Source organism: Variovorax sp. V213 (assembly GCF_041154455.1).
Classification (GTDB): domain Bacteria; phylum Pseudomonadota; class Gammaproteobacteria; order Burkholderiales; family Burkholderiaceae_C; genus Variovorax.
Genome location: NZ_AP028664.1, coordinates 4,585,890 through 4,612,788 on the forward strand (window position 1 = coordinate 4,585,890; position 26,899 = coordinate 4,612,788).

Sequence of the window (26,899 nt, forward strand, 5' to 3'; positions counted from 1 at the left end):
GCGGCTTCAGTGCGCGGGCCGTCCTCCGTCGGCCATCACGACTTCTTCATCTGGTCGCGCAGCTGCTTGATCTGGTCGTGGTTGCGCTGGGCGCCATCGGCCTGCTGCTGGACCAGTGCGCGCACGTCGGCCGGCAGATCGGCCTTCAGCGCCTTGCGATAGCGCGCCACCGCAGTGTCTTCGCCACGTTCGCATTCTTCGAGCATCGAGTGCGCGCTGTCGGCGCCCACCGAGCCCTTCACGTGCACCCAGCCGCGGTGCATGGCGCCGGTCACCGTGCCACCCTCGTCGGGCGAGCCGCCGAAGCGCCGGATGAGCTGGTCCAGTTCTCCCGCCGCCTTGGCGCAATCGGCCGCGCGGCTCTGAAAGACCTGCTTGAGCTGCGGCGAGTCGACCTCTTCGGCGCAGGCGCGAAAGCCGTATTCGCCGTCGCGCGAGGTCTCGAGCAGGTCGTTCAGCACCTTGACCACGTCTTCAGACGTGGCGGTGTCGGCGGTGTTCGTGTAATTGGCCATTGCATGACTCCTTCATGCCTCGTTGAAATCGAGGCGGGTTGAAAAATCGCCAGCAAAAGGCGGCGCCGCACGGCAGCCGCAATGCGCTGGTTCCAAATCAAATGGTGGTCGAACGAACAGGGGCCGGTGTCGGCTTCGCCCGACGTCCGCTGTAAGCGTTGTTCGGCCAGAGCCCGTGCGCAGGCGCGCAGAAGCGCGAGAAAGGAGGATCGCTGTCTGCAGGAGTACCCCCCTGTTCCACCACGCAGATCGACGGCCGCATCATGGGCGACGTCGCCTCGTGGCGGACGACCGCGTCGTGCTCACTGGACGGAGAACGGCCAATCGCTGACCGCGGCCATTCCGAAGATCGAGTTCGACCGCTACATCCAGGAGGGCGCGGTGGTCCTGGGCCGGGGCTGACGGGCGGTTGGGGGGCAAGGCCTGCCCGTCATTCCTCGCGCATGCTGCTGGCGCGCGCGTCGAGCGCCAACGCGTAGCAAGCGGCTTCCTCGCGCGACATGGAGCTCTCCAGCTCGGCCAGTTCAAGACGCTCGAAATCGTAGGAAATCCATTCGAACAAGTGGGACTTCGGCATGTTGCCCATGCTGTCGCCGTCGCTCCAGGATTGCAGGCGCATGGGTGCGCTTTCCAGCAGCATGCGCAGATAGAGCGCTCGCGCGATCTTGATCTTCGCGATCTGGCGCGGATCGTCGAGCAGCAGCCTCAGCTCTGCGAGCACCCGTTCCCAGTGCAGCACCCGGCGATGCGCTTCGTCCATCACGTCGGACGGCGAAAGCAGGTCATCCCTCTCCTGCCTCGCGCGATGGAATTCGCGTGCGATCCGGGCGTAGGAAAGCTGCTGGAGACCCTGCAGCGCGCATTCGAGAGGAGGGCCGTGCATGCGTCTCACGCCGGGCTTCGCCTCCATCGGGCTCGTCGCCGGCGTCCTCGGTTTCGTCTTCATCCATCTCCACGTCGGCAAGCCCGTCCGGCCTGACCGCGTCAAAGCCAGCCTGAACATTCGAAGCTGGCATTGGCGTAGGAAAGGGGCGCATCCGGGCCGCAGCCATTCGCGGGACTTCCGCACCTTTGGCCGCGTACGGCAAGCCCCGTCTTGGCGGCGAGGCGACGGGAGCTTGGGCTCTCTTCCTACGCGGGCGGCGAACGTGGGCGGTAGCCTGGATTCGTGAGCCGCAGCAATCAGCACTCACCTCGCTGTGCATCTTTCTCAACCGCCACCAAAGAAAAACCAATGAAGAATCTCCGCTACCTCATGATGGCCGGCGCGCTCGCGCTCGTCGCGTGCGCCAACACGTCCACGCCGACCACCTCTGCCGCCACGGCCGACAATCGTCCCGATCCCACCATCCTGCTGGTGCCGATCCGCGTCGAAGATCCGGCGCTGGCTTCCGGCTGCTGGGCACAGTTCTATACCGGGCGCGACTTCCAGGGCGACATGCTCACGCTGGTGGGCCCGGCCGAAGTCCAGAGCATGGACCGGGGCACCGCAAGGCAGCTCAAGCGCGACATCGACAGCGTGAGAGTCGGTCCGCGCGCGACGCTGCACGTGTACGAGCACGCGATGTTCAGGGACCGCACGGTCGACTTTCCGGCCAATAGCCGCGAGGGCGGTCTGATGCGCAAGCTGGGCTTCGGTGGCCGCATCGAGGCCATGAAGCTCAGTTGCAGCTGAGCCCCCGGACAGCCACGAAGGAAGGAACCCTCAGCCCCCGCGCAGCGTGGCATGCGGATGCAGCGGATGCGCCAGCGTGTCGGCGATGAGCCGCAGCGCCTGGTCGCACTGCTCGCGCGACATCGGGCCGCCCAGGCAGATGCGCACGGCATCGGGCGGGTCGCCATCGGTTGAAAAGGCCGCGCTGGCCACCACGCCGACGTTCTGCGTGCGCAGGTAGGAGGCAAATTCCACCGGGCTCCAGCCCGGCGTGAGCGGCAGCCAGGCGTGAAAGCCCTCGGGATGCGCCTGCAGCCCGCTGCCGCTCAGGTACCGCGCCGCCAGCGCCTGCCGCGCCGCCGATTCGCTTCGCACGGCCAGCAGCATGGCCTCGGCGGTGCCGTCTTCCACCCACAGCGTGGTCAGCGCATTGGTGATGGGCGACGCCATCACGGTTGTGGCCCGCATCGCGCCGGCCAGCCGCTGCGACTGGAGCACCGTGGGCGAACAGACATAGGCGCTGCGCAGGCCCGCGCCAAAGCACTTGGAGAAGCCGCTCACGTAGTAGGTGAGCCCCGGTGCCAGCGTGGCCAGCGCGGCGGGGGTCTGGCGCGGCAGCATGCCGTAGGCATCGTCCTCGATGATCGGCACCGCATAGCGCAGCGCCACGTCGGCCAGCGCCTCGCGCCGCGCGCGCGTCACGGTGCCGGCGGTCGGGTTCAGCAACGTGGGGTTGCAGTACAGCGCCTTGGGCTTGAGCGTCTTGCAGGCATGCTCGAAGGCGTCGGCAATGGGGCCGTCGTCGTCCAGCTGAAGCGCGTGCAGCTGCACGCCCAGCTGCGCGGCGATGGCCTTCACGCCCGGGTAGGTGAGCGACTCCACGCAGATCAGTTCGCCCGGCCGCGCCAGCTGCGAGAACAACGCGGTCAGCACGCTGTGGATGCCCGGGCACACGAGGATGCGATCGATGCCCGCGCCGGGCACGAAGGGCCGCAGCCAGCGCATCGCGGCCTCGCGGTCGTGCGCGGTGCCGCCGAAGTCCTGGTAGCGCAGCAGGTCGTGCAGGTCCGCCTCTGCAAAAGCCCGGCTCGCGCTGTCGTGCAGGCGCGCCATCAGGTGCTCGTCGTCGGGCTCGGGCGGCATGTTCATGGTCATCTCGGCGCCGCTGCCGCCGCGCAGCCGCAGGCTCGGGCTGCCCGAGCGGATGAAAGTGCCCGTGCCGGCGCGCGAATCGATCAAGCCGCGCTTGCGCGCCTCGGCGTAGCCGCGCGCCACGGTCGTGTAGTTGAGCTCCAGGTCGGCCGCGAGTTCGCGCAGCGTGGGCAGCCGGTCGCGCACGCCCAGCCGCCCGGTCTTGATGTCGTCGGCGATCAGCTCGGCCAGCAGCAGGTAGGCCGGCCTGGTGGTGTTGCGCAGCTGCTTGCGCCAGTGGGTGGTGATCGTGTTCATCGGCGGAGTTGATTGCATCCATTGATTGCATCGGGCCACCGGTCGGCACGCAGGAATCGCGCCCACCCCAGAGGGGCCGAATGCTTCGATCAGGTGCGATCAACCCCATTGATCGGGTGCATTGATCGCATGGCGGGTGCGTCTTCCCGGTGCGGAAAGCGCCTTGCCGCCCGCCTTCGCACCGGCCTTTTCGGGTGCCGAAAAAATTTTCATCCGCCTGCGGGCCGCGCCGCCGCGTGTTGATCGCGCGTTGATCGCACGCACCGCGCAAAGCGCTGGCACATCGCCTGCGAAGAGAAGGGCACGCAAGACCTGCGTTCACCCCACAACCGGAGTCCCCCATGCCCAAAGTCACCCGCCCCCGCAACGAGAAAGGCGAGTTCCTCGTCGACTACGAAGAAAAGGTGTTCGAAGACGTCAAGGCCGAGCCTGGCGAGAAAGCGCTCGTCACCTTTCATACCGTCGCCTTCGAAGGCTCGATCGGCTTCGTGAACCTGCTGCAGGCCACGCGGCTCAGGCGCAAGGGCTACGAGACGTCCGTCCTGCTCTACGGCCCCGGCGTGACGCTGGGCGTGCAGCGCGGCTTTCCAACGCTGGGTGACGAAGCCTTTCCGGGCCACCAGAACTTCAACAAGCAGATCGGCAAGTTCATGGAAGAAGGCGGCAAGGTCTACGCCTGCCGCTTCGCGCTGCAGGCGCTGTACGGCCACGGCGAAGGCGCACTGATCGAAGGCATCAAGCCGATCAATCCGCTCGACGTGCTGGACCTCGTGCTGCTGCACAAGAAGGCCGGCGCCGTCATCCTCGACACCTGGACACTGTAAACATGTCCACCCCCAGTCTTCGCGCACTTCGTGTCGCTTCGCTTGCCGCTTCGGACAGGATGTGGCCATGAGCTCTTCATCCCGCATCGTGCGTGCCGCGGCGATCCAGATCGCGCCCGACTTCGAACGGCCCGACGGCACGCTCGAGCGGGTGTGCGGCGCCATCGACGAGGCCGCTGCCAAGGGCGCGCAGCTGGCGGTCTTCCCCGAGACCTTCGTGCCCTACTACCCCTACTTCAGCTTCGTTCTGCCGCCGGTGCTGCAGGGTGCGCCGCACCTGAAGCTGGCCGAGCGTGCGGTGGTCGTGCCGGGGCCGGTCACGCAGGCCGTGGCCGAGCGCGCGCGTGCGCGCGGCATGGTCGTCGTGCTGGGCGTGAACGAGCGCGACCACGGCAGTCTCTACAACACGCAGCTGGTGTTCGACGCCGACGGCACGCTGGTGCTCAAGCGCCGCAAGATCACGCCCACCTACCACGAGCGCATGGTGTGGGGCCAGGGCGACGGCGCCGGCCTCAAGGTGGTCGACACCGCCATCGGCCGCGTCGGCGCGCTGGCCTGCTGGGAGCACTACAACCCGCTGGCGCGCTACAGCCTGATGGCGCAGCACGAAGAGATTCACTGCGCGCAGTTTCCAGGCTCGCTGGTGGGCCCGATCTTCGCGGAACAGATGGAAGTGACCATCCGGCACCACGCGCTCGAGTCGGGCTGCTTCGTGGTCAATGCCACCGGCTGGCTCAGCGACGAGCAGATCCGCAGCGTGACGCCCGACACCAACCTGCAGAAGGCGCTGCGCGGCGGCTGCCACACCGCCATCGTCTCGCCCGAAGGCAGGCACCTCGCGCCGCCGCTCACCGAAGGCGAAGGCATGGTGATCGCCGACCTCGACATGGCGCTGATCGCCAAGCGCAAGCGAATGATGGATTCGGTCGGCCACTACGCGCGGCCCGAGCTGCTGTCGCTCGCCATCAACGACCGGCCGGCGCAGACCACCGCGCCGATGCACGCCACCCATTTCTCCACCCCCACCGTTGCACGGAGCCCCGACCATGACCCTCGCCACGACGACCCCGCCGGACAGCCGGCAGCTGATGACCGAGCTCCAGTCCTTCGGGTTGCGGCTGGTTGATCCTTCAGCCGGTGTATCGAGCCGCCGCGGCGGTGCAGGCCCTTCGGACCACAAGGCCGTGACGGTGGACGGCCACACGATCATGGTGCCGGTCCACACCTCCAGCGCCTGGCACTCGCCCTTCACCGCCGAGGCGCCTGATGCAGAGGGCGTGAGCCGCGTGATGCGGGGCAGCATTCCCATTGCGAGCATCAGCTTTCCGAAGCAGCCGCGCTTCTATGCGATGCAGACCTTCGATGGCGTGCCGTACTCGCACATCGCCACGCTGCACGGCAGCGACGTACTGGCCACCACCGTGCTGCAGACTTGCATCCGCTACGAAAGCCGCAAGAAGAGCTGCAAGTTCTGCGCAATCGGGCAGTCGCTCGCGGCCGGCCGCACCGTGGCGCGCAAGACGCCCGAGCAGCTCGCAGAGGTGGCGCGCGCCGCCGTGCTGCTGGACGGCGTCAAGCACATGGTGATGACCACCGGCACGCCCAACACCACCGACCGCGGCGCCGCCGTCCTCTGCGAGAGCGCCTTCGCGATCAAGGCCGCGGTCGACATCCCGATCCAGGGCCAGTGCGAGCCGCCCGACGACGACCAGTGGTTCCATCGCATGAAGGCCGCCGGCATCGACACGCTGGGCATGCACCTCGAAGCGGTGACCCCCGAGGTGCGCGAACGCATCATGCCGGGCAAGGCCACAGTGCCGGTCTCGCGCTACATGAGCGCCTTCGAGGCGGCAGTGAGCGTGTTCGGGCGCGGCCAGGTCAGCACCTACATCCTGGCCGGGCTGGGCGACACGCGCGAAGCCATCCTCGACATCTGCGACCAGCTGCTCGCTCGCGGCGTGTACCCCTTCGTGGTGCCCTTCGTGCCGATCAGCGGCACGCCGCTCGAGGACCATCCCGCGCCCTCACCGGAGTTCATGAAATCGGTGCTCGCGCCGCTCGGCGAGCGCGTGGTCGCCACCGGCCTGCGCTCGGCCGACATCAAGGCCGGCTGCGGCAAATGCGGCGCGTGCTCGTCGCTCTCGGTCTACGAAAGCTGACCATGCTGTGCATCGACGACCTCAGCGAACTCGACCTGCACTACGCCCCGGTCGAATACCTGGTGCGCGAAGCCGCGCAGCAGTGGGAGCGCGACGAAGCCATGGCGCTGCGCCGCGCGGTGTTCTGCATCGAGCAGGGCATCTTCGCGCGCGACGACCGCGACACGATCGACGACCATGCGCGGCTCCTGGTCGCCATGTCGTGCAACGGCGGCATGCCCGAGCAGGTGGTGGGCACCGTGCGCATCCACCGCGGCGAGGCCCCGGGCGAATGGTGGGGCTCGCGGCTGGCCGTGCATCCCGCGTTCCGCAGCCAGGGCCACCTGGGCGCCACGCTGATACGGCTCGCGGTGTCACGCGCCAATGCGTTGGGTTGCGATGCGTTCTTCGCGCAGGTGCAGATGCAGAACGTGCCGCTGTTCCAGAAGCTGGGCTGGCAGATGCTCGAAGAGTGCGCCGTCCACGGCCGTCCGCATGCGCGGATGCAGGCGGGCCTCGCTTTCTATCCGCCCTGCCACGATCCCGTGAGCGGCTTCGTCACGCGCGCGAGGGTGGCGGCATGAACGGCGTGCACGACATCGCCGAAGCCTTGCGTGCCACGCGCGGCTTCGCCCACAAGCGCGACATCAGCGACGTGGTGTCGGCCCTCGGCCGCTCCCTGCCGGGCGGCCATGCGGCGCTCGCGCAGGCCGTGCCCATCGGCGACGACTGCGCGGCCATTCCCGACGGCCACGGCGGCTACCTGCTGTTCGCCATCGAGGGGCTGGTGGAAGACTTCATCGTTCGCATGCCCTGGTTCGCGGGCTACTGCGGCGTGATGGTCAACGTGAGCGACATCTACGCCATGGGCGGCCGCCCCACCGCCGTGGTCGATGCGCTCTGGAGCACGGGCATGAACCCGGCCGACGACGTGCTGCGCGGCATGGCCGAGGCATCGGTGCGCTACGGCGTGCCGGTGGTGGGCGGCCACAGCAACAACCGCAGCGAGCGGCCGCAGCTGGCGGTGGCCATCCTCGGCCATGCGCGGCGGCTTCTGACGAGCTTCGATGCGAAGCCCGGCGACCTGCTGGTGATGGCGGCCGACCTGCGCGGCGCCTACGAGGAGCCCTTTCCCTACTGGAACGCATCGACCTCGGCACCGGCGGCGCGGCTGCGCGCCGACCTCGAAGTGCTGCCCTCCATTGCGGAGGACGGCCTCAGCCGTGCCGCCAAGGACATCAGCATGGCCGGCGCGGTGGGCACGGCCATGATGCTGCTCGAATGCTCGGGCGTAGGCGCGACGATCGACATCGACGCGCTGCCCAGGCCTGCGGGAGTTCCGCTGATGCGCTGGCTCTCGTCGTTTCCGAGCTACGGCTTCGTGCTGAGCGTGGCGCCGGCGCAGGTGGCTTCGGTGCTGGGCCGCTTCGCGGCGCGCGACATCGCCTGCGGCGTGATCGGCGAGGTGGACGCCACGCGCCAGGTGCGCCTGTGCAGGGGTGGCGAGGAAGCCCTGCTCTGGGATTTTGCTAGCGACGCGTTCATCCAGCCAGGCACGACCGACCCACACGTTGCGTTCGAGGAGAAACAAGCATGCCCGTGATGCATTTCCACGTCCGCTGGCCTGACGCGAGCGAGACGCGCTGCTACTCGCCCTCGCGGGTGGTGCAGGACTTCCTGGAACCCGGCGAGCGCTACGGCCTCGACGACTTCCTGCGGCGCACGCGCGAGGCGCTCGGCATTGCCTCGGAACGCGTGCGCGCCAGGTACGGCTTTGCGTGTTCGCAGGCGATGGACCAGCTGGCGGAAATCGAACGCATCGCCCTGCGCTTTGCCGACGTTGCGAATGCAGAAGTCACCGTCGTCGCCTTCGACTGACCGCACTTTCCCCAACCCCTGTTTCCAGATTTCCGAGAAAGCGAAGACCCATGTCCCATCCCTTTGGCGGGCGCAGCCACTACAGCGTCATCATCGTCGGCGGCGGCCAGGCCGGCCTCTCGCTGAGCCACTGCCTGCAGCAGCGCGGCATCGACCACCTCGTGATCGAGAAGCGCAGCCTCGTGCACAGCTGGCGCACCCAGCGCTGGGATTCGTTCTGCCTGGTCACGCCCAACTGGCAGTGCCAGCTGCCGGGCTGGGCCTACGGTGGCGGCGATCCGCACGGCTTCATGGTGAAGGACCAGATCAACGAATGGCTGGCAGGCTTCGTCGCGCACGTGAAGGCGCCGGCCATCGAAGGCGTCACGGTCGAACGCGTGTCGCGCGTGCCGGGTACGGGTGAGCGAGGCCACGACCGCTTCGCCGTGCAGACCGACGCGGGCAACTACACCGCCGACCAGGTCGTCGTGGCCTCGGGCGGCTACCACCGTCCGATCGTGCCGCGCCTGGCCGAGAAACTGCCCGCGAGCGTGGCGCAGTACCACTCGGCGCAGTACCGCAACCCGGCGCAGCTGCCCGAAGGCGCCGTGCTGGTGGTGGGCTGCGGCCAGTCGGGCGCGCAGATCGCCGAAGACCTGCACCTGGCCGGACGCAAGGTCTATGTTGCGACCGGCGACGCGCCGCGCTGCGCCCGCTTCTACCGCGGGCGCGAAGTGGTCGACTGGCTCGCCGACATGAAGTACTACGACATGCCGGTAACCGAGCATCCGCTGCGCGAAGGCGTGCGCGACAACACCAACCACTACGTGACCGGACGCGATGGCGGGCGCGACATCGACCTGCGGCGCTTCGCGATGGAAGGCATGGAACTCTTCGGGCTGCTCGAGGGCTTCGACGGCGGCGCACTCGCGTTCAAGCCCAACCTGCGCGACAACCTCGACCGCGCGGACAGCGTCTACAACCGCATCAATGCGTCGATCGACGGGCACATTGCGGCCCAGGGCATCGAGGCGCCGCCGCCTTCGGTCTACACGCCGGTGTGGGAACCGCCCGAGGAGCGCACACGGCTCGACCTCGAGGCGGCGGGCATTGCGAGCGTGCTGTGGTGCATTGGCTTCTCGCCCGACTTCGAGTGGGTCGATGCGCCGGTATTCAACGGCCGCGGCGCACCGGTGCACCGGCGCGGCGTGACGGGCGTGCCCGGCCTCTACTTCCTGGGGCTGCCCTGGCTGCACACCTGGGGTTCAGGGCGCTTCTCGGGCGTGGCACGCGATGCGGAGTTTCTTGCCGAGGCGATTGCGCAGAAGAGAGAGATGGCGGCAGCGGGAAGGCAGCCTGGCGACGAAGCACGGGAACAACAACAGACCGCCGCGCAGCTGCGCGCGGCTTAGGCCTGCTGCGCTTCGGTCAAGGCCTGTGCGGCCACCACCGCCTCGGTGCGGTTGCGCACGTTGAGCGCGCGGAAGATCGCCGCGAGATGGATCTTCACAGTGCCTTCGCTGATGCCGAGGCTGCGGCCGATGAGCTTGTTGGGCTTGCCCTGCGAGAGCAGCTGAAGCACTTCGACCTGGCGCTCGGTGAGCACGCTGCGCAGGTGTTCGAGCGTCTGGGACGAAGCGCCTGCGGAGCGCGCCTCGCCGTTCTGCGTGGGCGCCACGCCGGCCACGATGCCGGGCGGCAGCGCCGTCAGCATCATGGGCGGCACGTAGACGCCGCCGGCCAGCACCAGCCGCACGGCCGACAGCATGACCTCGGGCGAATACGCCTTGGGAATGAAACCGAGCACGCCGCGTTCGAGCGCGCTGCGCATGATGGCCGGGTCTTCGTAGCCGGAAAGCACGATGACCGGCACGGCCGGATGGCGGCGGCGGATTTCGTCGATGTGGGCCTGGCCGTCGGCGCCGGGCATGTTGAGGTCGATCAGGGCCAGGTCGAGCTCGTCGGTTGCACCGGCAAGCAGTTCGTCGACGCTCATCGCCAGGACGAACTCGATGCCGGGCTCGAGCTCCGACAACTTGGCTTTGACCGCCTCGATGACGAGCCGGTGGTCGTCGGCGATCAGAATTTTCATGGCATGTCCCAGTCCCAGCGTGCATTGAACTCAGCGGAAGCCGAAGATACCGGCGATTGCCCCGCGCAGCAAGGCCGGTTTGCCCGACGAACGGCATAGACCCCAAGCGATATGGCGCCCGCCGCGCCGCGTTTGGAAGAATGAACGCCTATTCGAAGGAACCGGGGACATGGGCATGTGCCATCGCTGCAGACGCCGGTGCAAGGCATTCCTCGCCATGCAAGCGCAGTGAACGGGCGCGGTTCATGGCCCGGCTGCTCGACTGTTTTTCGGCATTCGTCTCATTCGGTCTGGCTCTCGACGCATCGATTGCCGCCGGCGGCACCACGCTCTCCCATGACGCTGCGCAGCAACAGGCCCGCCGCCTGCTGGATGCCGCGCGCGCCTGTGCCGCCGCATCGGGCACGCCCGCGCCGCAAGTCGAATCGGCGGCCTTTGCCATGGTGGCCTGGATCGACGAGATTCTGGCGCGCCATCCCGGCGCGGCAAGCAGTGCCGCGCCCCTGCAGGTGCAACTCTTCAATTCGAACAACGCGCACAGCGAATTCTTCCATCACCTGTCGGCCCTGACCACGCAGGACGACGAAGTGCGCGAGGTCTACTGGCATGCGCTGGTGTATGGCTTCAAGGGCCAGTACTACTTCGAGAACGGCGATCGGGGCGAGCTTGGCAAGCTGAAGGATCTGCACGCCCACCAGCTGCGCCTGCGGCCGCTGGCGCTCGGCAGCCTGGTGCAGGACCGCATCACGCCGCAACCCTATCGCGTGGCGGACCCGGCCGGGCCGCACGACACGCAGCGCCGCGACCGCGCATTGCTGCGTGCCAGCGCCGCGCTCGCGCTGCTGGTGCCGCTTGTCTACCTGCTGTGGTGGCTGTGGCTGGCCGGGCCGCCCGCGGTGGAGCCGAGCCTGGGCCAGCGCATCGAGCAGCACCTGCAGACCTACGCATGCGCCGACCTCGCGGCCGCCGCGGACAAGGACGGCAACCTGCGCGTAAGCGGCTTCGTCTCGCTGCCCGCGGACCTGAAAAGAGTCGAGCACGAGGTGGCCGCGATGCCGGGGGTCAAGTCGCCCGCGTTCGACGTCGAGCTGCGCCTGTGGCCTCACTGCGAGGTGTTCGCCATCCTGAAGCCCTACCAGCTGCGAAACCGCGACAAGGCCTACGGACTGGATGTGGAAGCCCTCACGGCCAGGAACGGCCAGCTGCGCGAAGGCGACAGCGTGCGCGTGCAGGTGGCGGCACCGAACCACGACAGCTACCTGTGGGTCGACTACTACACGGTCGACGGTTCGGTCATGCACCTGAACGCCGGCCAGGTGGCCACGCGGCTGCGCGCCGGCGAAAAGCTCGAACTGGGCCGCGAGGTGCCCACCAGCTGGCTCGTGGGCCCGCCCTTCGGCAGCGTGCTGATCACCGTGCTCTCGTCTCCCACGCCGTTCAACGAAACCGCCGACCGGCCGCCTTTCGAATTGGCCTCGGCCTATCTGCTGCGCCTGCGCGAAGCACTCGCGGCCAACAAGGGCGGAGATCGGCTGATCGCTGATTTCGTGTCGCTCGACACGATCGCACGCTGAGAAGAACCCCACGCCATCGCCATGACCGCCGCGCCGTCGTCTGCCCATCTCTTCTGGCTGCTGCTGTTGCTGTGCCTGATCGGCTTCATGCTGCTGTACGGCACCGTGCGCGATGCGGGCCGCGGTGCGCGCCGGCGTGCGCTGCGGCGGCGCATCGATGCCCTGGGTCCGCCGGCCGCCGACACCGACGAGGCCGCCATCGAAGCCGTGCGCGATGCCATGTCGCAGGCGCGCCAGGCCCTGCGCCAGCCACCGCGGCAACGCAGCGCCCCGGCACCATGGTTTCTCTTCCTGGGCGACGCGGCGGCCAATCTGCCGGGCCTGCTGGCGGCGGCGCATGCCGAGCGGCTCGTGCCTTCGGGCAGCGAGCCTTTCGGCGAACCGTACTGGCGCTGGTGGCTCACCGGTTCGATGGCGGCCATCGAACTCCATCCAACGGCCGTCAGCGAAGCAGCCGCGGCGCCGCACACGCGTGGCCTCTGGCTGCAGGCACTGATGGCTCTGGCCGAGCGGCGCGAACGCCTGCCGCTCAACGGGCTGGTGGTGTGCGTCGCCGCGAGCGAGCTGCTGCGCGCCGGCACCGAAACGATGAAGCCGCTCGCGGCCCGGATGCACCGCCTGCTCGAGGAGGCTGGCGACACCCTGCGCCTGCAGTTGCCCGTCTACCTCGTCGTGACGGGCCTCGAACAGCTGGCGGGCTATGCCACGCTGCGCGGCGCGCTGCCGCCCGAGGTGCTGGCGCAAGCCATCGGCCATCGACTGGCCGAGCCGCATGGCGGCAACGACACGGCGGCAGCGCGGCTCGATGCCTTGTTCGACCCCATGGCGCGGCAATTGCACGCGCTGCGCATGGCGTTGCTGCGAGAACAGCCGAGCGCTTCGGGCCGGCTTGCGACCCATGAATTCGTCGAAGCGATGCGGGCGCTGCAACCCGCGCTGCGCCAGGTGGCGGACGCCCTGTTCGAAAGCCAGGGACGGGGTTCGCGCGGGCTTCGGTGGCGCGGCCTCTACTTCACGGCCGCCGCATCGGGGGCCGCCGGCGGCGCGTTCGTGAACGATCTGTTCGCGCACTTCCTGCCGGCCGACCAGCCGCTCGTGCGGCCCGGCCGCCCTTCGCATGGAAGCGCGGCGCCGCCATGAAGCGCCTGACGGACCTACTTGCTTTCGACGCGGATCTGCCGGGCGCCGAAGGTCACCGTGAGCGTTTGCGGCTTGCCGGGCTCCACGGCGCGCACTTCGCGCCAGCGCGCACGGTCCAGGTCGCGGAACGCCGCCATCACGCCGATGGCCTTGGCGTCTGCCGGCAAGGTGAGATCGAGCTTCTTGCTCTCGCCGGGACGCAGCAGCATCTCTTCCCGCTGAACCAGCTCGGCGCCGAGCGTGGCCTGGTCTTTCTCGAACAGCGAGAAGAAGTCGGCGCCTTCGAAGGGGCCGGGCGTCTTCAGTGCATAGACACGCACCGTCAGCGGCGAAGCGCGGCCGCGCGCATCGGGGTTGGCATCGCCCCCCGCAACCAGCGTGATCGACACCGGCGTGACTACCGGCTTGCTTGCGCAGCCGGCCATCAGGACGCCAGCCAGCGCCAGGCCGCAACCCAGTGCCAGGCGCCGCGAAACCGCGGCAGGAGTGCGTCCATAGGACGAATGGTGTGTACCCAGCGTGCGCATGCTATTCCCTTCGTTGCATTGACCGGTTCCGACGCATCTTTGATTATCACCAGCCAACTCGAACAGGCAACATGCTGACCAACGAACTTGTCGAAGCCCTGCTCACGCCCGTCGGCGAAGCATCGCCGTGCGGCGACGATCTGGAGTACGACCCGGCCTTTACCGCGCTGGCGGCGTCCTCGCAGGGCAAGCCCGAGCAGCAGTTCGGCGACACCGTCATACCCGCGGTGGAGCCGGAGTGGCGCGACGTGGCCGAGCAGTCCGACGCGATCCTGCGCCGAAGCAAGGACGTGCGCGCCGCGGTTCTGCTGCTGCGCGCTTCCACGCGGCTGCAGGGCGTGGCCGGTTTCATCGCGGGCCTTCAATTGCTGATCGGCCTGTTCGACCGCTTCTGGGACGGCATACATCCAACGCTCGATGCCGACGACGACAACGACCCCACGATGCGCCTGAACGCGCTGGCACCGCTGTGGGACGAGAACATGGTGCTGCGCGACCTGTACGACGCGCAGGTGGGCGTGGCGCCCGGTGTCGGCCCGATCCGCGTGCGCGACGTCGCCATTGCGAGCAATGCGCTGACCGCCGTCGGTGGCGAGCCGACCTATTCGATGTCGCAGATCCAGGGCGGCCTCGAAGCGATCCAGGCGGAGCGCCCCGAACTCCTGCAGGCGGCCGTGAGCGTGCCCGGCCTCGTGGAGCGCCTGCAGGCGTTGCTGGTCGAGCGCACCGGCCGCGCCGATGCCGTCGACCTTGGCGCGCTGCGCGGCATTGGCCGCGTGCTGCAGCGGGCCTGCAGCCTTGCGAGCGGCGCCCCCGAAGAGGTGGACGCCGGCGATGCCGGCAACGATGAAACGCAAGGCGCGGGTGCGGGCGCGCCGCGTCCGGCCGCCGCGCGCGGCGAGATCCAGAACCGGCAGGACGCAGTGCAGATGCTCGACCGCGTGATCCGTTATCTCGAACAGGCCGAGCCCGGCAACCCGGCGCCGCTCCTCATCGAACGCGCGAAGAAGCTCATTGGCGTGAGCTTCCTCGAGATCATGGCCAACCTCGCACCCAATGCGATGGACACCATCGAGAACGTGACCGGTAAGCGCCCGTCCGAATAAGCCCGCCTCATTCCTTCCGTTTTTATCGACCCGTCCCATTCACACCCGCAAGGAGCACTTCCCATGGCCAAGAGCAGTCAGAAATTCATCGCCAGAAACCGGGCGCCCCGGGTACAGATCGAGTACGACGTCGAACTCTACGGCGCCGAGAAAAAGATCCAGCTGCCTTTCGTGATGGGCGTGCTGGCCGACCTGTCCGGCAAGCCGGTCGATCCGCTGGCACCGGTGGCCGATCGCAAGTTCCTCGAGATCGACACCGACAACTTCGACTCGCGCATGAAGGCCATGAAGCCGCGCGCGGCGTTCTCGGTGCCCAACACGCTCACCGGCGAGGGCGACCTGAAGGTCGACATCACCTTCGAGAACATGGAGGACTTCTCGCCCGCCGCGGTGGCGAAGAAGGTCGACGCGCTCAGCAAGCTGCTCGAAGCCCGCACGCAGCTGTCGAACCTGGTGACCTACATGGACGGCAAGGGCGGCGCCGAAGACCTGCTGGCCAAGGTGCTGGAAGACCCGGCGCTGCTGGCCACGCTGGCCGCGAGCAAGAAACCCGAAGACGGCACCGCGCCCGCCGCCTGACCAACACCACCGGACCACCAGGAGAAAGCATCATGGCAGAAGCACTCGAGCAGCAGAGCGCACTCAAGGACGTCGCGTACGAAGGGAGCGACTTTTCCTCGCTCCTGCAAAAGGAATTCAAACCCCGCAGCGACGAGGCCAAGAGCGCCGTCGAGGCGGCCGTGCTCACGCTGGCGCAGCAGGCGTTGAGCAACAGCACGGTCATCGGCAAGGACGTGACCAAGTCGATCCAGGCCATGATCGCGGCCATCGACAAGAAGCTCACCGACCAGGTCAATGCGATTCTTCACAACGAGGAATTCCAGAAGCTCGAAAGTGCCTGGCGCGGCCTGCACTACATGGTGAACAACACCGAGTCGGACGAGCACCTGAAGATCCGCGTGATGGACATCTCCAAGAAGGACCTGGGCAAGACGCTCAAGAAGTTCAAGGGCGCCGCCTGGGACCAGAGCCCGCTGTTCAAGAAGGTCTACGAGCAGGAGTACGGCCAGTTCGGCGGCGAGCCCTTCGGCGCGCTCGTGGGCGACTACCACTTCGACCAGAGCCCGCCCGACGTCGAACTGCTGGGCGAGATGGCCAAGATCGCGGCCTCCGCGCATGCACCCTTCATCACCGGCGCCAGCTCCAACCTGATGCAGATGGAGTCATGGCAGGAGCTTGCCAATCCGCGCGACCTGACCAAGATCTTCTCGACGCCCGAGTACGCCGGCTGGCGCTCGCTGCGTGAGTCGGACGACGCCAAGTACCTGGGCCTGTGCATGCCGCGCTTCCTGGCGCGCACGCCTTACGGCGCCAACACCAATCCGGTGGAAGAGTTCGATTTCGAGGAAGACACGGCCGGCGCCGACCACAGCAAGTACGCGTGGGCCAATGCGGCCTACGCCATGGCCACCAACATCAACCGCTCGTACAAGATCTACGGCTGGGGCTCGCGCATCCGCGGCATCGAGTCGGGCGGCGCGGTGGAGAACCTGCCGCTGCACACCTTCCCGAGCGACGACGGCGGCGTGGACCAGAAGTGCCCGACCGAGATCGCCATCAGCGACCGGCGCGAGGCCGAGCTCTCCAAGGCCGGCCTGCTCTCGCTCATTCACCGCAAGAACTCCGACTTCGCGGCCTTCATCGGTGCGCAGTCGCTGCACAAGCCTGCGGAATACGACGACCCGGACGCCACGGCCAATGCCAACCTGGCGGCGCGCCTGCCCTACCTGTTTGCCTGCAACCGCTTTGCGCACTACCTGAAGTGCATCGTGCGCGACAAGGTCGGCAGCTTCAAGGAGCGCGACGACATGCAGCGCTGGCTCAACAAATGGATCATGAACTACGTCGACGGGGACCCGGTCAATTCGTCCGAGGAAACCAAGGCGCGCAAGCCGCTGGCCGCGGCCGAGGTGGTGGTGGAAGAGGTCGAGGGCAACCCCGGCTACTACACCTCGAAGTTCTTCCTTCGCCCGCACTACCAGCTCGAAGGCCTCACGGTCTCCCTGCGCCTCGTGTCCAAGCTGCCTTCCGCCAAGGGCGGCAAATAACCGACGGCATATGCCTTCGGTGGGCCTTTGAAAACCCGGCCCATCGCTCGTTCTCTCCATAGCTCCCGGGCAACAACGCTCTGGCACCGCCCGGAAGCCCTGTCTTTTTTCGACCACACACAACTGAAAGGTAAGCATCATGGCTGCAGACATGTTTTTGAAGCTCGAAGGCGTCGACGGTGAATCCAAGGACGATTCGCACAAGAAGGAAATCGACGTTCTCGCCTGGAGCTGGGGCGCCAGCCAGTCCGGCACCGGCCACGTGGGCGGCGGCTCGGGCGCCGGCAAGGTGAGCGTGCAGGACCTCTCGGTCACCAAGTACGTCGATTCCTCCTCGCACCTGCTGCTTCTCGACTGCTGCAACGGCCAGCACATCAAGAAGGGCACGCTGGTGGTCCGCAAGGCCGGCGCCACGCCGCTCGAATACATCAAGCTCACGATGGAAGACATCATCGTCAGCAACATCCACACCGGCGGCAGCGGGGGCGAAGACCGCCTGACCGAAACCATTACGCTGAACTTCTCGAAGTTCAAGTACGAGTACACGCCCCAGAAGTCCGACGGCTCCGGCGACGGCACCAAGGAAACCGGCTGGGACATCGCGGCCAACAAGAAGGTCTGAACGCGCCTCTCCGGCTGCCGCTCGCGGCCGGAGGCCGCTTCAACCTTCGAGCCGGAGACACGCGATGGCAACACTCAACGCCAAGGCCCTCCAGTGGGCCAGCGCACAGGTCGGCAAGCAGATCGGCGCGGGCGAATGCTGGGACCTGGCCAACAAGGCCCTGCTCCAGGCCGGCGCCGGCACCTCGTCGGACTTCGGTCCGATGGGCGACGACGCCGACTACGTCTGGGGCGACGAAGTCGCGCTCAAGGATGCCCTGCCTGGCGACATCCTCCAGTACCGCGACTACGAGATGACGACGACCACCACCACCGACGTCACCTTTTCCGACGACTCGGGCTGGGTGGACAGTCCTTCCGTGACGGTCGGCCATCCGCACCACACCTCGATCCTCTCCAAGAACCCGGGCACCGGCGCCATCACGGTGCTGGAGCAGAACTACATGGGAAACAAGGAGGCGGTGCGATCGAGCACGATCCGCTGGAAGGACAGCTCGACCTCGACCACCACCCGCAAGCTGATGAAGCGGCAGGACAACGGCAAGATGGAATCGGCCCTCGTGGTGGTGACGGTAGACGTCACCGTGACGGGCAAGCTCAAGGCCTACCGGCCCAAGAAGCCCTGAGGCCGCGGCCGGGGACGACCCGGCACGCGCCTAGTCCGCCGGCTTTTCGGTGGGCTCCAGGCCCGCCGGCATCGTCACTTCGCCGCCCGCCGGCAGCAGGCGCGTTGCGTCGCCGTCGTCCGCAATCACCCACAGCGTGAGCACCGTGTAGTTGTCGTGCCCGGGCTTGGCATGCGACTTGATCTGCGCGTCGAGCAGTTCGGTCCACTGGCTGGGCGTGCGCGAAGCATGCAGCGTGTCGACCAGCACTTCGTCGCCCAGGGGCTCCCAGACGCCGTCGCTGCACAGCAGCAGCACGTCGCCGGGCAACAGGCGCATGCGGTCCGACACCGTGATGTCGGGCGCCTCTTCCACCGAGCCGAGCGCCGACAGCAGCATGTTGCGCTGCGGATGCAGGCGCGCGCCCTCCTCGTCGAGCATGCCCCCTGCGACCATCTGCTGCACCAGGCTGTGGTCGGTGGTGCGCGCCACCACGGCGCCGCCGCGGAACAGGTAGGCCCGGCTGTCGCCGCTGTGCACCCAGGCGAGCACCTGCTGCTCCAGGTCGATGGCCGCGAACACGATGGTCGAGCGCATGCCGGCCAGCTTGCCACCTTCGGCCTGGCGCGCGACCACGTCGAGGTTGGCCTGCTCGACCAGCGCGCGCAGGCTCGCCTCGTCCAGGCTCGGCGCGGCCGAGAAGCCGGCCAGCATGCTGGTGCGCGCCGTGGCCGCCGCCACGTCGCCGCCGCCATGGCCGCCCGCGCCGTCGGCCACCAGGCACGCGACATAGCGCTCGTCGTGCCAGTGGCCATGCACGTCTTCGTTGTAGTTGCGGCCGCCCTGCCGGGACAGCGTGACGATTTCGATTTCCAAGCGGAGTGCCTTTTGCTTCTGTGTCGGAGGGTTCAGTTGCCACCGGGCGGCACGTCGGCCTTCAGGCGCGCCATCTGTTCTTCGTAGGCCTGCAGAAAGGCCTTGCCGAAGAGGTTGTGGAAGTCGTCTTCGGCCTCGCTCGCGATGCCGCCGTAGAGCGCCACGAACTGATCCCAGAGCTTCGCCTTTCGGTTGGCGCTGAACAACGCGTCGAGTGCCGACCTGGACGCGATCTTCTTCTCGAGCTCTTCGGGCTCGAAGCGCGCAATGACGTGCGCCAGCGCCGCCCGCATGCCCACCATCACGCCGAACTGGTGGGCGCGCAGGTCGTTGAAGGCATCGCGCATGGCGGCCTCCGGTTGCATGAAGCCGCGCACGCCGGGCCCCAGCAAGTGCGCGAGCGCCACCTCCACCGTGGGCGAGAACTTGAGCGGGTTGTTGGCCTGCGACGCGATCATGGTGACCTCGGCGCGCACCTCGCGCTTGAACTCCTGGCGCGTGAGCAGCAGCTGCAGCGTGCCCTCGGTGGCGCTGCGAAGAATCGAGCCGATGCGCTCCATGAGGCCGGGCGTGAGCATCTCGGGCGGCTGGTGCGTGCTGGCCAGGCCGCGCAGGAAGGCGGCGAGCAGTTCGTCGTCGGAGGCAATGCGCTGCGCTGACGGCGTTGCGGCCTTGGCGACTGGCGCTGCCACGGGTTGCGGCTGGGGCCGCGGCGCGGGAGGCGCCGGTTGCGGCAACGGCTCGATCGGATCGAGCAGCGAAACCTCCGGCCCGCTGATGCGGATCGGCTGGCCCGTGATGTCGTCGAACTGCGGCAGCTCCGGCCGGGGCATGACAGGCGGCGGCGCGGAGATTGCCTTCGGCGGCGTGAAGCCGAACTGGTCGATGGGCAGGTGGTCCGCGCGCGGCACCGGCGTGGCCGGCGCTGCGCGCTGCAGCGCCGCCAGCGGATCGGCGTCCGAGGCCGTATTGGGTTGCAGCAGGGGGTCGGCCAGCGGGGAAAGCGCGAGCGGATCGCCGCCGATGCCGCCCCCACCGCCCATGCCGCCGAAGAGCTCGTCGATGCCGGCGGCCTTGCCGCTTGCGGGCGGCGCGCCCAGGTCGGAAAAATCGTCGAGCGCACCGAAGTTCGTGCCCGGTGCCGATGACGACGATGGAGAAGAAGACGCAGGCCCCAGCAGATTGGCAAAGGGATCGATCTGCGCGGCCTGCGCATTGCGCGAGCCGCTTTGCATCGGGTCCGGGAACAGCAGCGAGTCGGCGGACGCGGCCGAAGCAGCGGACGATGCCTTGGGCGCCGCGGCGGGCCCCGACGGTGGCGGCGGAGGCGCAAGCCCCGCCAGCAGGTCCGCAAAGGGATCGTCGCTCGACACCGCTGCCGTGGATGCAGGGGCTTTCATCACCGTGTTCGGCACGGCCAGCGAAGGGGCCACGGCGGCAGCCATCACGCGCACGCGAAGCTCGAAGCTGCCCACCACGAGCTGCGTGCCGTCGGTGAGCGCGGCTTCCTTGCCCGAGCCCAGCGGCACACCGTTGCACTGCATCGGATTGCTGCCGCGGTCGATGACGAAATACTGCCCGTCGCGGCACAGCACCTGCGCATGCACGCGCGAGACCGTGCGGTCGGGATCGACCAGCACCAGCGTGTTGGTGTCCGCACGCCCGATGGTGCCCCCGTTGGGGCCGAAATCGGCGGCAATGGCCTGCCCCGCCGGGGCGCCTTGCCGGGTGATGACAGCAATATGGATCATGAATCGGCCCCCGAGGCTCTATGCCCTTCTACGCCCGAACACAGCCCGCGCTTGCACGGGTGAAAAAACTCAGAAGGAGTATTCATTCCGGGGGGCGGGTTGGCAATCTCGCCTTAAGAGGTATGTCTTTATTGCGATGGCGTCTTACGCCACTTTGTCGAGCCAGCGCTGCTGTCGCCAGGCAGGCGCGCTGGTTGCGAAAAGCGGCGCTCCGGCGTCAAGCAGGCACAGGTGCAGCGCTGCCGCCACGCGCTGCCGTTGGAAGCCCTCGCGCAGCACGCCGGCGCATGAGGAGGCCGACACCGGCTGTCCCATGAAGTGGCGCCCTCCGGGCACGAACCGCGACTGGTTTGCAAGCCACCATTGGCGGATCTTCCCGACATCGGGCCAGGGCAAGGCAATGTCCTCCGGGAGTTCGACGTTTTCATCGTCGGGGTCTTCGGTGGGGCCGTCTTCGAAATCATCGGGCGGCGGGGTTTCCATCTGCTCCAGGTTGAAGTCGACGCCGGTGATGGTGACGAACGCTTCGGCCGCAATCCGCGCGATGGCAGGATGCACCATCTGCTCGATGAGCCATGGCACGTAGCGCGGGTCGCCGATGAAACCCGAACCGATGATGCGCAGGCGCTGCGCCTCGGGCAGCGCAGCGCTTTCGAGCAGCAGCGCGTGGCCCGGCGCAACCTCCATCGCCTGCAGCGCAAGCTGGAATGCGCGCGGTTGGCGCGGCCCGCTCTTCAGCGCGAAGGCCGTGAGCACATCGAGTGCCTGCGCCCGGTCGCCGAGCAGCACCGCCGCCCACGCGGCCCAGAAGCGCAACTCGGGCTTGGTCTCGCCGAGCAGCGATCGCGCCTGCGGCAGCAGATCGGCACGGCCCAGCTCGCCGGCTGCGCGCAGCGCACGGATGCGCACGCTGTCCGGCGCAGCCGCGAGCAGCTGCCCGAGCACCGGGCCCGGATCGCGCCGATGCAGCGCGCAAGCCGCCAAGCCGAGCTTCTGCCGCAGCGGCGAAGCGTCTTCGAGCAACGCCTTGGCGCGGCCGTTGAGATACTTCGGCTCGACCCAGCCGAGCGCGGAGACCAGGCCGGGCACGACCTCGGGCAAGTCCTTTGCGCGCTCGACCAGATCGTCGAAGCGGCTGTCGACCGCTTCGATGGCGAGCACGGCGGCGACGAAGAAGTCCTCGGGGCCTTCGTTGTCGGTGAGCGCCAGCGCATGCTCCCAGCCTTCTTCGCCGGCAACGCGCAGGCCGTCGATGTGGGCGGCAAGGCGTTCGTCGAGGTCGGCGAATTGCTGGGGCGAGTAGTTGGGCGCGTGGACTGCGCTGGCGCGCTGCAGCCAGAGGAAGGCGGCTTCGTCGGCGTGCTCGGCGACAACGGGAAGCAGCGTGTAGGATTCCACAGGACAGGCTCCTACTCGAAGTGCAGCCGCACGATGGGCAGGGTCTGGTGCCAGGCGCAGCAGAGGTTGACGATGAGATCCCACGCCTCGGCGTCCGCGTTGTCCCAGATCCATTCGTGATAGTGGATCGTGCGCGGATCGTTGAACATGGCCTGCGCGCCGCTGACTTCCACCGCCTCGTCGGGATCGTTGGGATACGCGAGCGTCAACGCGTCCCACAGCGCCAGGGTTTCGAGCAGGCCCTGCTGGACTTCGGGCTGCACCGGCTGCGCGAATTCGATCTCGACCAGCAATGCGTAATTGCCGCCCATGTCCTCGGGGAATTCGACTTCGAACGGCGGTTCCTCCGGAGCAGCCGGACGCATGCCTCTCTCGCGGAGCAAGTCAAGTTCGCGCTGGCCCAGCACGGCACGCGCCGCGTGGAAAAGGACTTCGTGTTGGCGGCAATCGGCCAGCATGCCGCCCAGCACATCCAGGGCCGTGACAGGAAGATCCTCGACTTGCAGCCGCGCCTGCACCGACGTGCCGGCGGCGCGAAGCTCGGCCGGCGCCGAAGGAAGCCGCCTCCCCGGAAAGAAAAACCCCGCGTCGACCGCATCAAGAAAGACGCGAAAGCGCCGCTCCACAAGCTCGACCGATCCTTCGGGGCCGTGCTCCAGCATGGCCTGAAGCAGAACCGGGCCGCTGTAGCGCTCAGACGAAGAAGCGTCGAAGCCAGTCATGCGCCGCCTCCTCGGACATGTCTTTGATGAATATCTGGTCCAGCGCCTCGTCGGGCGCCACCACGTGCGCGATAAGCTTGCCCACGGCGCCATAGATCGGCACGGTCTCTTGCCGATTCACGTCACCGATCTGCGGCGCATCGCCGGCGCGCAAGATCACGCCGGCCTTGCCGAGCGCAAGCGCGGACACCCCCACGGGCGCACTTCGCTCAAGGGTTGCCAGGCCGCCAAGTGCCGCCGCCGCTTCGACTCCAAGGAAGGTCAACCAATTGACGGCCGCGACACCATGCTGCACCCCATTCGACATTCGCATGGCATCGCCGTAGCCGAGGCCCGGATACCGCAGCATCAGCGGGACCGACCATTGGAGGACTTCCCGATCCACCAATGGGTCCAAGTCGTCCCAAAGCAAGGAATAGCCGGCATACCCACTGCTGAGCGGGAAGTCAGCGAGCGCATCCTGGGCCAACGCGATCACATCCTCGGGATGGTCGCCCCACACGGCGGGTAGCGCCATTCGTAGCACAAAGCGCGGCGGATCCATAGGGCCCAGCAACGCCATATCAATCGCTGGTGACTGAACCTGGCCGGCTTTCTTCCCCGAATGCGACCGATAGCCCAGTATTTTGGTTGAGAGTATGTCCGGGTCCGAAAACCAGTGATTCGGTCCCTCACTCGCCTTGGCATCCTGAACGCGGAAGCGCTTCATGTCGCCAGTGCGATAGAAGCGCTGCTGATTGCCAAAGGCGTCCGTGTACGCGCGAAGAAATCGCACAAGGCCCGCTCCAATGTTCTCAGGCAGCCCATAGGCGAATGCGACGATCTCGATGCAGGGCGTCGCCACGCTCTCACCTTCGTCCGTCAGGGTGAATAGGGACTCATTCATAAGTTTTCCTTTCAGGTACACAGGCAGTCAGCGCCTTTGGCGTCCTTCGCCCCTTTTTTTCTGACCTTCATTTCCTTCAGCTTCTTGTCCGTGTCCGGGTGTGCCTTTCGCAGACGTTCCTGATTGTCCGTAGGCGAATCGCCGGGAAATTTCACCTCGATGATCTTCTCCACATCGGCAAGCGTCAGCACTTTTTTCCCAACGGCTTTCGTTGCGTCGACCAGCAGGATGTCCCACCTGGCACATCCCAAACCACTGCCGACATCTGCGCCATGTTTGCCGATGAGTTTCCCACTCTTCAAATCCTGCGAGACCTCTGTGAGCAGGCCTGGTTTGCCGCCGCGCGCACCGGCGGCGTCCTTGGGATCGACGATGTTGCGCATGCGGCGCTGGTATTGGTCAGTGGAAGCCTGCCCTGGCGGTAGTTTGGCGTCAGCCGCTTCCTTGTCTTTCAGGGCCTGGCACGCGGCTTCGCAAAGCTCTTGCGCCAGGGCAGCGTCCCCCAGGGCGGTGATTAGCGGCTGCTGCGCCACCCCGCCCAGATTCGCCGCGTTCTCCGAGTTATGGAACATCTTGTCCGTGAGCCGGGCCGTGTTCTTCCCGTCCATCTTCACGTCGAAGGAGTAGAGGATCCAGGTGGCCTCCTTCATGAAGGTGCTGGACTTCACGCCTCCCGCCACACCTGCGTTGTCACCGTTGGAGATGGCGAACTTCGAACCCTTGTTCGCGGCCATCGCCTTGTCGCCTTTGACGGTGCTGGTGCCGCTCGACAACGTGATCGAATTGGCGATGTTCGGGTAGGGGACCGGCACGGGCCCACCGGGGCTCGGCGTCTTGCACACGTCGGGGATCGTCGCGGTGCTGATGCCGATGCTGAACTTGTGGACCAGTGTGAGACTGGTGCCGTTGACCCTGATGGTGAGCGGCACGAATCAGCCTCCCATCGATTCGGCGCAGCGCACCAGCACCGCCCCGCGTTCGCCCGACTCGGAACTGCCCCACACCATCGACAGCGGCCCCTCGGCATAGCGCTTGCGACTGGCGATGACCGCCAACGCGACGTGCAGCAGCGAACCCGCCGCACCCACGTCGCCCCAGCAATCGGCTGGCGCGACAAAGTCCGACGCTGCACGAAAGTGCTCCCCAGTGCGCAGCGTGGCGAAGCCGAACTCGTCGGCGCGGTAGGGCTCCCCGTTGAGATCGCAGAACACGTTGTGCACCTGCTCGCCGGGCGCAAGAACCTGCAGGGCCGCGCGAAAGGCCTGGGTCAGGCCCTCGCCGACGCACACCTCGTCGGTCTTGATGAGCTTGGACTCCATTCCGATGCCCGCCGAAACCACCTCGCCCAGAGGCACGAGGCCACAGCGCCGCACCAGGTCGGGTGTTCCGAGGAGTACCGCACCCGCAGCCTCCCCGGGGATGAAGCCCCAGGCGTTGTTGAGCGGCCCACCGCCGTGCAACTGATCGCAGGCCTCCACCCATTCCAGGGTCTCGGACGACAGGTAGGAGTCGACGCCGGCCACCAGGCAAGCGTCGAAGGCCCCGCGGGCGCAACCCGCCTCGGCCGCAGACAGAGCCAGACAGCCGGCAGCGTGGCCCATTTCGAAGTGTCCGGTGCGCGCGAAGCGATCAGGCAGGTGCTCGCCGATCGCTTTCAGCAGATCTCCGACAAGGGTGTCGGGCCGACCCGGTCGTGGCGGCGGCAGTGCCAGTGCGAAGCCAAGGCGCAGCGGCGAGCTCCCGCCTGCCTGTGCGAGCGGCACCAGCGCCTCGTCCATGGCCGGCAGTAGCAGTGCGTCCAGGCGCGCGGCACCATCGAGGCCCACGTCGAGCCAGGGTGCCCGCGCGATACGCATCGGCTCGCCAGCCGTGTCGACCATGTACGGATGCTCGGAAAAGCCACACACGCCGGCACGCGCCGCCGCGGCGCTGGCCCACACATTGCGCCCTATCGGCGTGCTGGCGCCGAGCCCGAGGATCTGCAATGCGGCGCCGGCCATGCTCAGGCCTCCACCGCCTGCCCGGGCACAGTCTCGCCCAGGCGCAGCAGCCGTTTCTCGACAATGCGCGTCTTCAGCAGCTTGTGAACCTTGGGGTGGCAAGGCAGCGCGCTGTGCCAGACCAGCGAAACACGCATCACGGCCGGCTCAAGGATCACCGTGTGCAGCTGCGGCCGTTCATGCAGCACCTTCGTGTCGTCGGAGAAGAAGGTTTCGAAGCCCAGCAACACGCGCGGCAGCGTGAAGCGGATCTCGGGTTGCGGCGCCAGGTGCACCAGTACCACTGGCTCGTCGCCCACCAGAAACTGCGGCGCCTGCTGATCCCCCGGCGCGCACTGATAGTGCCGGTCATCAAAATCCACCGGCAGCAACGGCAACCGATCACGCTGCCACGCCTCGTCGTACGTCCCCGCAAACCCCGCGCGCGGCTGCCAGTGGTTGCACAGCGGTCCGAAGCCCGCGGGCTCGGGCCGGTCGCTCCACGTCCGCACGCATTGATCCGGGTACTCGATGTTGGGCAGCCGCAGGCCTTCCGCGTGCGCGGCCTCCAACACGAAGCCGGTGCCCACGGGGTTGCGCACGTCGAACTGCGGCAACGGCGCATTGCGCGTCCACGGGTCGACGCCGCCGTACGCGCGCTCCCACACCAGCGGCATGGCGCTGAAAGGCTCGGGCTCCGATGGCGCGCCGCCCAGCCACACGCGGTCGCCGGTCACGCGCAGCCGCTTGGCGATGGGACCGACCCGCAGGCCCACGTCGAGCTGCGTCACGGGCACGCCGCCGGGCGCATGGGCGTGGCCGATGAGCAGCACGTCGGTCGTCTGCTTGGTGCGCACCAGATCCATCTCGTAGAGGAGGCTCGGCTGGGGCGCGGCCTCGTCGACGAAGACGGGCGCCTGCGCAACGGGTGGTTGCTCGGGTGCGACGCTTGTCTCGCCATCGGGTGAAATGTCGAAGCTGCACTTCACCGCGACGAGCCAGATCTCCGCACCGTCGCGATCGCGCACCCAGGTGCGTTCGGCGGCGTAGGGTGTTCGGTTGTCCAACTGCCACATG

The 26,899-nt window shown here is 67.5% G+C and carries 29 protein-coding genes; 15 read left to right on the plus strand and 14 right to left on the minus strand.

Annotation, left to right across the window (positions count from 1 at the left end; all coding sequences use genetic code 11):
• Positions 1–35 precede the first annotated feature (35 nt).
• Together ACAM55_RS21725 and ACAM55_RS21730 are read right to left on the minus strand one after the other, a co-directional pair.
• Positions 36–515 (minus strand): PA2169 family four-helix-bundle protein, encoded by a 480-nt coding sequence (locus ACAM55_RS21725; protein ID WP_369653505.1) that lies wholly within the window; start codon positions 513–515, stop codon positions 36–38.
• Between the two features lie 430 nt (positions 516–945).
• Positions 946–1,425 (minus strand): hypothetical protein, encoded by a 480-nt coding sequence (locus ACAM55_RS21730; RefSeq protein WP_369653506.1) that lies wholly within the window; start codon positions 1,423–1,425, stop codon positions 946–948.
• 324 nt (positions 1,426–1,749) lie between these two features.
• Between ACAM55_RS21730 and ACAM55_RS21735 the strand changes: the two genes are divergently transcribed.
• On the plus strand, positions 1,750–2,190 hold the full coding sequence (locus ACAM55_RS21735; RefSeq protein WP_369653507.1) for a hypothetical protein: 441 nt from the start codon (positions 1,750–1,752) through the stop codon (positions 2,188–2,190).
• A 30-nt stretch (positions 2,191–2,220) separates the two neighbouring features.
• Here ACAM55_RS21735 and ACAM55_RS21740 read toward each other — a convergent pair whose 3' ends face one another.
• Positions 2,221–3,618, minus strand: a complete 1,398-nt coding sequence (locus ACAM55_RS21740; RefSeq protein ID WP_369653508.1) for a PLP-dependent aminotransferase family protein — start codon at positions 3,616–3,618, stop codon at positions 2,221–2,223.
• Between the two features lie 99 nt (positions 3,619–3,717).
• On the minus strand, positions 3,718–3,927 hold the full coding sequence (locus ACAM55_RS21745; RefSeq protein ID WP_369653509.1) for a hypothetical protein: 210 nt from the start codon (positions 3,925–3,927) through the stop codon (positions 3,718–3,720).
• 32 nt (positions 3,928–3,959) lie between these two features.
• On the opposite strand from ACAM55_RS21745, the gene ACAM55_RS21750 reads away from it, so the two are divergent.
• The 7 genes from ACAM55_RS21750 to ACAM55_RS21780 all read left to right on the plus strand — a co-directional run bounded on the left by ACAM55_RS21750 (position 3,960) and on the right by ACAM55_RS21780 (position 9,849).
• Positions 3,960–4,442: an MSMEG_0572/Sll0783 family nitrogen starvation response protein gene (locus ACAM55_RS21750; protein ID WP_369653510.1), complete on the plus strand. Its 483-nt coding sequence runs from the start codon at positions 3,960–3,962 to the stop codon at positions 4,440–4,442.
• A 67-nt stretch (positions 4,443–4,509) separates the two neighbouring features.
• A complete protein-coding gene (locus ACAM55_RS21755; RefSeq protein WP_369653511.1) occupies positions 4,510–5,568 on the plus strand; it encodes a Nit6803 family nitrilase in 1,059 nt (352 codons plus the stop codon).
• Positions 5,531–6,601: an MSMEG_0568 family radical SAM protein gene (locus tag ACAM55_RS21760; protein WP_369656452.1), complete on the plus strand. Its 1,071-nt coding sequence runs from the start codon at positions 5,531–5,533 to the stop codon at positions 6,599–6,601. The genes ACAM55_RS21755 and ACAM55_RS21760 overlap by 38 nt, the downstream gene beginning before the upstream one ends.
• Before the next feature lie 2 nt (positions 6,602–6,603).
• Positions 6,604–7,164, plus strand: a complete 561-nt coding sequence (locus ACAM55_RS21765; protein ID WP_369653512.1) for an MSMEG_0567/Sll0786 family nitrogen starvation N-acetyltransferase — start codon at positions 6,604–6,606, stop codon at positions 7,162–7,164.
• Positions 7,161–8,183, plus strand: coding sequence for a sll0787 family AIR synthase-like protein (locus tag ACAM55_RS21770; RefSeq protein ID WP_369653513.1), 1,023 nt, complete (start codon positions 7,161–7,163; stop codon positions 8,181–8,183). Before ACAM55_RS21765 ends, ACAM55_RS21770 begins: the two co-directional genes overlap by 4 nt.
• Positions 8,174–8,458: an MSMEG_0570 family nitrogen starvation response protein gene (locus tag ACAM55_RS21775; RefSeq protein ID WP_369653514.1), complete on the plus strand. Its 285-nt coding sequence runs from the start codon at positions 8,174–8,176 to the stop codon at positions 8,456–8,458. The genes ACAM55_RS21770 and ACAM55_RS21775 overlap by 10 nt, the downstream gene beginning before the upstream one ends.
• A gap of 50 nt (positions 8,459–8,508) precedes the next feature.
• A complete protein-coding gene (locus tag ACAM55_RS21780) occupies positions 8,509–9,849 on the plus strand; it encodes an MSMEG_0569 family flavin-dependent oxidoreductase (RefSeq protein ID WP_369653515.1) in 1,341 nt (446 codons plus the stop codon).
• Here the strand turns inward: ACAM55_RS21780 and ACAM55_RS21785 are convergent.
• Positions 9,846–10,529 (minus strand): response regulator, encoded by a 684-nt coding sequence (locus tag ACAM55_RS21785; RefSeq protein ID WP_369653516.1) that lies wholly within the window; start codon positions 10,527–10,529, stop codon positions 9,846–9,848. The two genes, ACAM55_RS21780 and ACAM55_RS21785, sit on opposite strands and share 4 nt — an antisense overlap.
• A gap of 245 nt (positions 10,530–10,774) precedes the next feature.
• On the opposite strand from ACAM55_RS21785, the gene ACAM55_RS21790 reads away from it, so the two are divergent.
• Positions 10,775–12,103: a DotU family type IV/VI secretion system protein gene (locus ACAM55_RS21790; protein WP_369653517.1), complete on the plus strand. Its 1,329-nt coding sequence runs from the start codon at positions 10,775–10,777 to the stop codon at positions 12,101–12,103.
• Positions 12,104–12,124: 21 nt separating this feature from the next.
• Complete coding sequence (locus ACAM55_RS21795; RefSeq protein WP_369653518.1) at positions 12,125–13,243, plus strand: type VI secretion system protein; 1,119 nt, start codon at positions 12,125–12,127, stop codon at positions 13,241–13,243.
• 14 nt (positions 13,244–13,257) lie between these two features.
• Here the strand turns inward: ACAM55_RS21795 and tssJ are convergent, their stop codons facing one another.
• Positions 13,258–13,770, minus strand: coding sequence for a type VI secretion system lipoprotein TssJ (tssJ, locus tag ACAM55_RS21800; protein WP_369653519.1), 513 nt, complete (start codon positions 13,768–13,770; stop codon positions 13,258–13,260).
• 71 nt (positions 13,771–13,841) lie between these two features.
• On the opposite strand from tssJ, the gene tssA reads away from it, so the two are divergent.
• From tssA to ACAM55_RS21825, 5 genes are all read left to right on the plus strand, one after another.
• Complete coding sequence (tssA, locus tag ACAM55_RS21805) at positions 13,842–14,876, plus strand: type VI secretion system protein TssA (protein WP_369653520.1); 1,035 nt, start codon at positions 13,842–13,844, stop codon at positions 14,874–14,876.
• A 63-nt stretch (positions 14,877–14,939) separates the two neighbouring features.
• Positions 14,940–15,455 (plus strand): type VI secretion system contractile sheath small subunit, encoded by a 516-nt coding sequence (gene tssB / locus ACAM55_RS21810; protein ID WP_369653521.1) that lies wholly within the window; start codon positions 14,940–14,942, stop codon positions 15,453–15,455.
• 32 nt (positions 15,456–15,487) lie between these two features.
• Complete coding sequence (gene tssC, locus ACAM55_RS21815; RefSeq protein WP_369653522.1) at positions 15,488–16,984, plus strand: type VI secretion system contractile sheath large subunit; 1,497 nt, start codon at positions 15,488–15,490, stop codon at positions 16,982–16,984.
• 139 nt (positions 16,985–17,123) lie between these two features.
• Entirely contained in the window at positions 17,124–17,606 is a 483-nt protein-coding gene (locus tag ACAM55_RS21820) for an Hcp family type VI secretion system effector (protein WP_369653523.1), read from the plus strand.
• 64 nt (positions 17,607–17,670) lie between these two features.
• Entirely contained in the window at positions 17,671–18,231 is a 561-nt protein-coding gene (locus tag ACAM55_RS21825; RefSeq protein ID WP_369653524.1) for a hypothetical protein, read from the plus strand.
• A gap of 30 nt (positions 18,232–18,261) precedes the next feature.
• On the opposite strand, the gene ACAM55_RS21830 is transcribed toward ACAM55_RS21825, so the two are convergent.
• The 8 genes from ACAM55_RS21830 to ACAM55_RS21865 form a co-directional block, all read right to left on the minus strand.
• Positions 18,262–19,086 carry a PP2C family serine/threonine-protein phosphatase gene (locus ACAM55_RS21830; protein ID WP_369653525.1) on the minus strand — a complete coding sequence of 275 codons (825 nt, stop codon included), beginning with the start codon at positions 19,084–19,086 and terminating at the stop codon, positions 18,262–18,264.
• A 32-nt stretch (positions 19,087–19,118) separates the two neighbouring features.
• Positions 19,119–20,837: a type VI secretion system-associated FHA domain protein TagH gene (gene tagH / locus ACAM55_RS21835; protein ID WP_369653526.1), complete on the minus strand. Its 1,719-nt coding sequence runs from the start codon at positions 20,835–20,837 to the stop codon at positions 19,119–19,121.
• Positions 20,838–20,981: 144 nt separating this feature from the next.
• Complete coding sequence (locus ACAM55_RS21840; RefSeq protein ID WP_369653527.1) at positions 20,982–22,235, minus strand: TIGR02270 family protein; 1,254 nt, start codon at positions 22,233–22,235, stop codon at positions 20,982–20,984.
• Between the two features lie 11 nt (positions 22,236–22,246).
• A complete protein-coding gene (locus tag ACAM55_RS21845; RefSeq protein WP_369653528.1) occupies positions 22,247–22,897 on the minus strand; it encodes a hypothetical protein in 651 nt (216 codons plus the stop codon).
• A gap of 31 nt (positions 22,898–22,928) precedes the next feature.
• On the minus strand, positions 22,929–23,843 hold the full coding sequence (locus ACAM55_RS21850; RefSeq protein WP_369653529.1) for a type VI immunity family protein: 915 nt from the start codon (positions 23,841–23,843) through the stop codon (positions 22,929–22,931).
• 11 nt (positions 23,844–23,854) lie between these two features.
• Entirely contained in the window at positions 23,855–24,772 is a 918-nt protein-coding gene (locus tag ACAM55_RS21855; RefSeq protein ID WP_369653530.1) for a DUF4150 domain-containing protein, read from the minus strand.
• A gap of 3 nt (positions 24,773–24,775) precedes the next feature.
• The gene (locus ACAM55_RS21860) at positions 24,776–25,843 is read right to left on the minus strand and encodes a hypothetical protein (RefSeq protein WP_369653531.1); all 1,068 of its coding nucleotides are present in this window, start codon (positions 25,841–25,843) and stop codon (positions 24,776–24,778) included.
• Between the two features lie 2 nt (positions 25,844–25,845).
• On the minus strand, positions 25,846–26,898 hold the full coding sequence (locus ACAM55_RS21865; RefSeq protein WP_369653532.1) for a DUF2169 domain-containing protein: 1,053 nt from the start codon (positions 26,896–26,898) through the stop codon (positions 25,846–25,848).
• Position 26,899: the final 1 nt, after the last annotated feature.

Excerpts from the sequence above, each read along its gene's own strand:
- ACAM55_RS21755 (WP_369653511.1), top strand. The coding sequence starts at position 4,510 with ATGAGCTCTTCATCCCGCATCGTGCGTGCCGCGGCGATCCAGATCGCG.
- ACAM55_RS21860 (WP_369653531.1), bottom strand. The coding sequence starts at position 25,843 with ATGGCCGGCGCCGCATTGCAGATCCTCGGGCTCGGCGCCAGCACGCCG.
- ACAM55_RS21820 (WP_369653523.1), top strand. The coding sequence starts at position 17,124 with ATGGCTGCAGACATGTTTTTGAAGCTCGAAGGCGTCGACGGTGAATCC.
- ACAM55_RS21735 (WP_369653507.1), top strand. The coding sequence starts at position 1,750 with ATGAAGAATCTCCGCTACCTCATGATGGCCGGCGCGCTCGCGCTCGTC.
- ACAM55_RS21865 (WP_369653532.1), bottom strand. The coding sequence starts at position 26,898 with ATGTGGCAGTTGGACAACCGAACACCCTACGCCGCCGAACGCACCTGG.
- tssB (WP_369653521.1), top strand. The coding sequence starts at position 14,940 with ATGGCCAAGAGCAGTCAGAAATTCATCGCCAGAAACCGGGCGCCCCGG.
- tssC (WP_369653522.1), top strand. The coding sequence starts at position 15,488 with ATGGCAGAAGCACTCGAGCAGCAGAGCGCACTCAAGGACGTCGCGTAC.
- tagH (WP_369653526.1), bottom strand. The coding sequence starts at position 20,837 with ATGATCCATATTGCTGTCATCACCCGGCAAGGCGCCCCGGCGGGGCAG.
- ACAM55_RS21825 (WP_369653524.1), top strand. The coding sequence starts at position 17,671 with ATGGCAACACTCAACGCCAAGGCCCTCCAGTGGGCCAGCGCACAGGTC.
- ACAM55_RS21730 (WP_369653506.1), bottom strand. The coding sequence starts at position 1,425 with ATGGAGGCGAAGCCCGGCGTGAGACGCATGCACGGCCCTCCTCTCGAA.
- tssJ (WP_369653519.1), bottom strand. The coding sequence starts at position 13,770 with ATGCGCACGCTGGGTACACACCATTCGTCCTATGGACGCACTCCTGCC.
- ACAM55_RS21785 (WP_369653516.1), bottom strand. The coding sequence starts at position 10,529 with ATGAAAATTCTGATCGCCGACGACCACCGGCTCGTCATCGAGGCGGTC.
- tssA (WP_369653520.1), top strand. The coding sequence starts at position 13,842 with ATGCTGACCAACGAACTTGTCGAAGCCCTGCTCACGCCCGTCGGCGAA.
- ACAM55_RS21740 (WP_369653508.1), bottom strand. The coding sequence starts at position 3,618 with ATGAACACGATCACCACCCACTGGCGCAAGCAGCTGCGCAACACCACC.
- ACAM55_RS21760 (WP_369656452.1), top strand. The coding sequence starts at position 5,531 with ATGACCGAGCTCCAGTCCTTCGGGTTGCGGCTGGTTGATCCTTCAGCC.
- ACAM55_RS21765 (WP_369653512.1), top strand. The coding sequence starts at position 6,604 with ATGCTGTGCATCGACGACCTCAGCGAACTCGACCTGCACTACGCCCCG.
- ACAM55_RS21775 (WP_369653514.1), top strand. The coding sequence starts at position 8,174 with ATGCCCGTGATGCATTTCCACGTCCGCTGGCCTGACGCGAGCGAGACG.
- ACAM55_RS21750 (WP_369653510.1), top strand. The coding sequence starts at position 3,960 with ATGCCCAAAGTCACCCGCCCCCGCAACGAGAAAGGCGAGTTCCTCGTC.
- ACAM55_RS21790 (WP_369653517.1), top strand. The coding sequence starts at position 10,775 with ATGGCCCGGCTGCTCGACTGTTTTTCGGCATTCGTCTCATTCGGTCTG.
- ACAM55_RS21850 (WP_369653529.1), bottom strand. The coding sequence starts at position 23,843 with ATGAATGAGTCCCTATTCACCCTGACGGACGAAGGTGAGAGCGTGGCG.
- ACAM55_RS21770 (WP_369653513.1), top strand. The coding sequence starts at position 7,161 with ATGAACGGCGTGCACGACATCGCCGAAGCCTTGCGTGCCACGCGCGGC.
- ACAM55_RS21795 (WP_369653518.1), top strand. The coding sequence starts at position 12,125 with ATGACCGCCGCGCCGTCGTCTGCCCATCTCTTCTGGCTGCTGCTGTTG.
- ACAM55_RS21725 (WP_369653505.1), bottom strand. The coding sequence starts at position 515 with ATGGCCAATTACACGAACACCGCCGACACCGCCACGTCTGAAGACGTG.
- ACAM55_RS21845 (WP_369653528.1), bottom strand. The coding sequence starts at position 22,897 with ATGCTGGAGCACGGCCCCGAAGGATCGGTCGAGCTTGTGGAGCGGCGC.
- ACAM55_RS21780 (WP_369653515.1), top strand. The coding sequence starts at position 8,509 with ATGTCCCATCCCTTTGGCGGGCGCAGCCACTACAGCGTCATCATCGTC.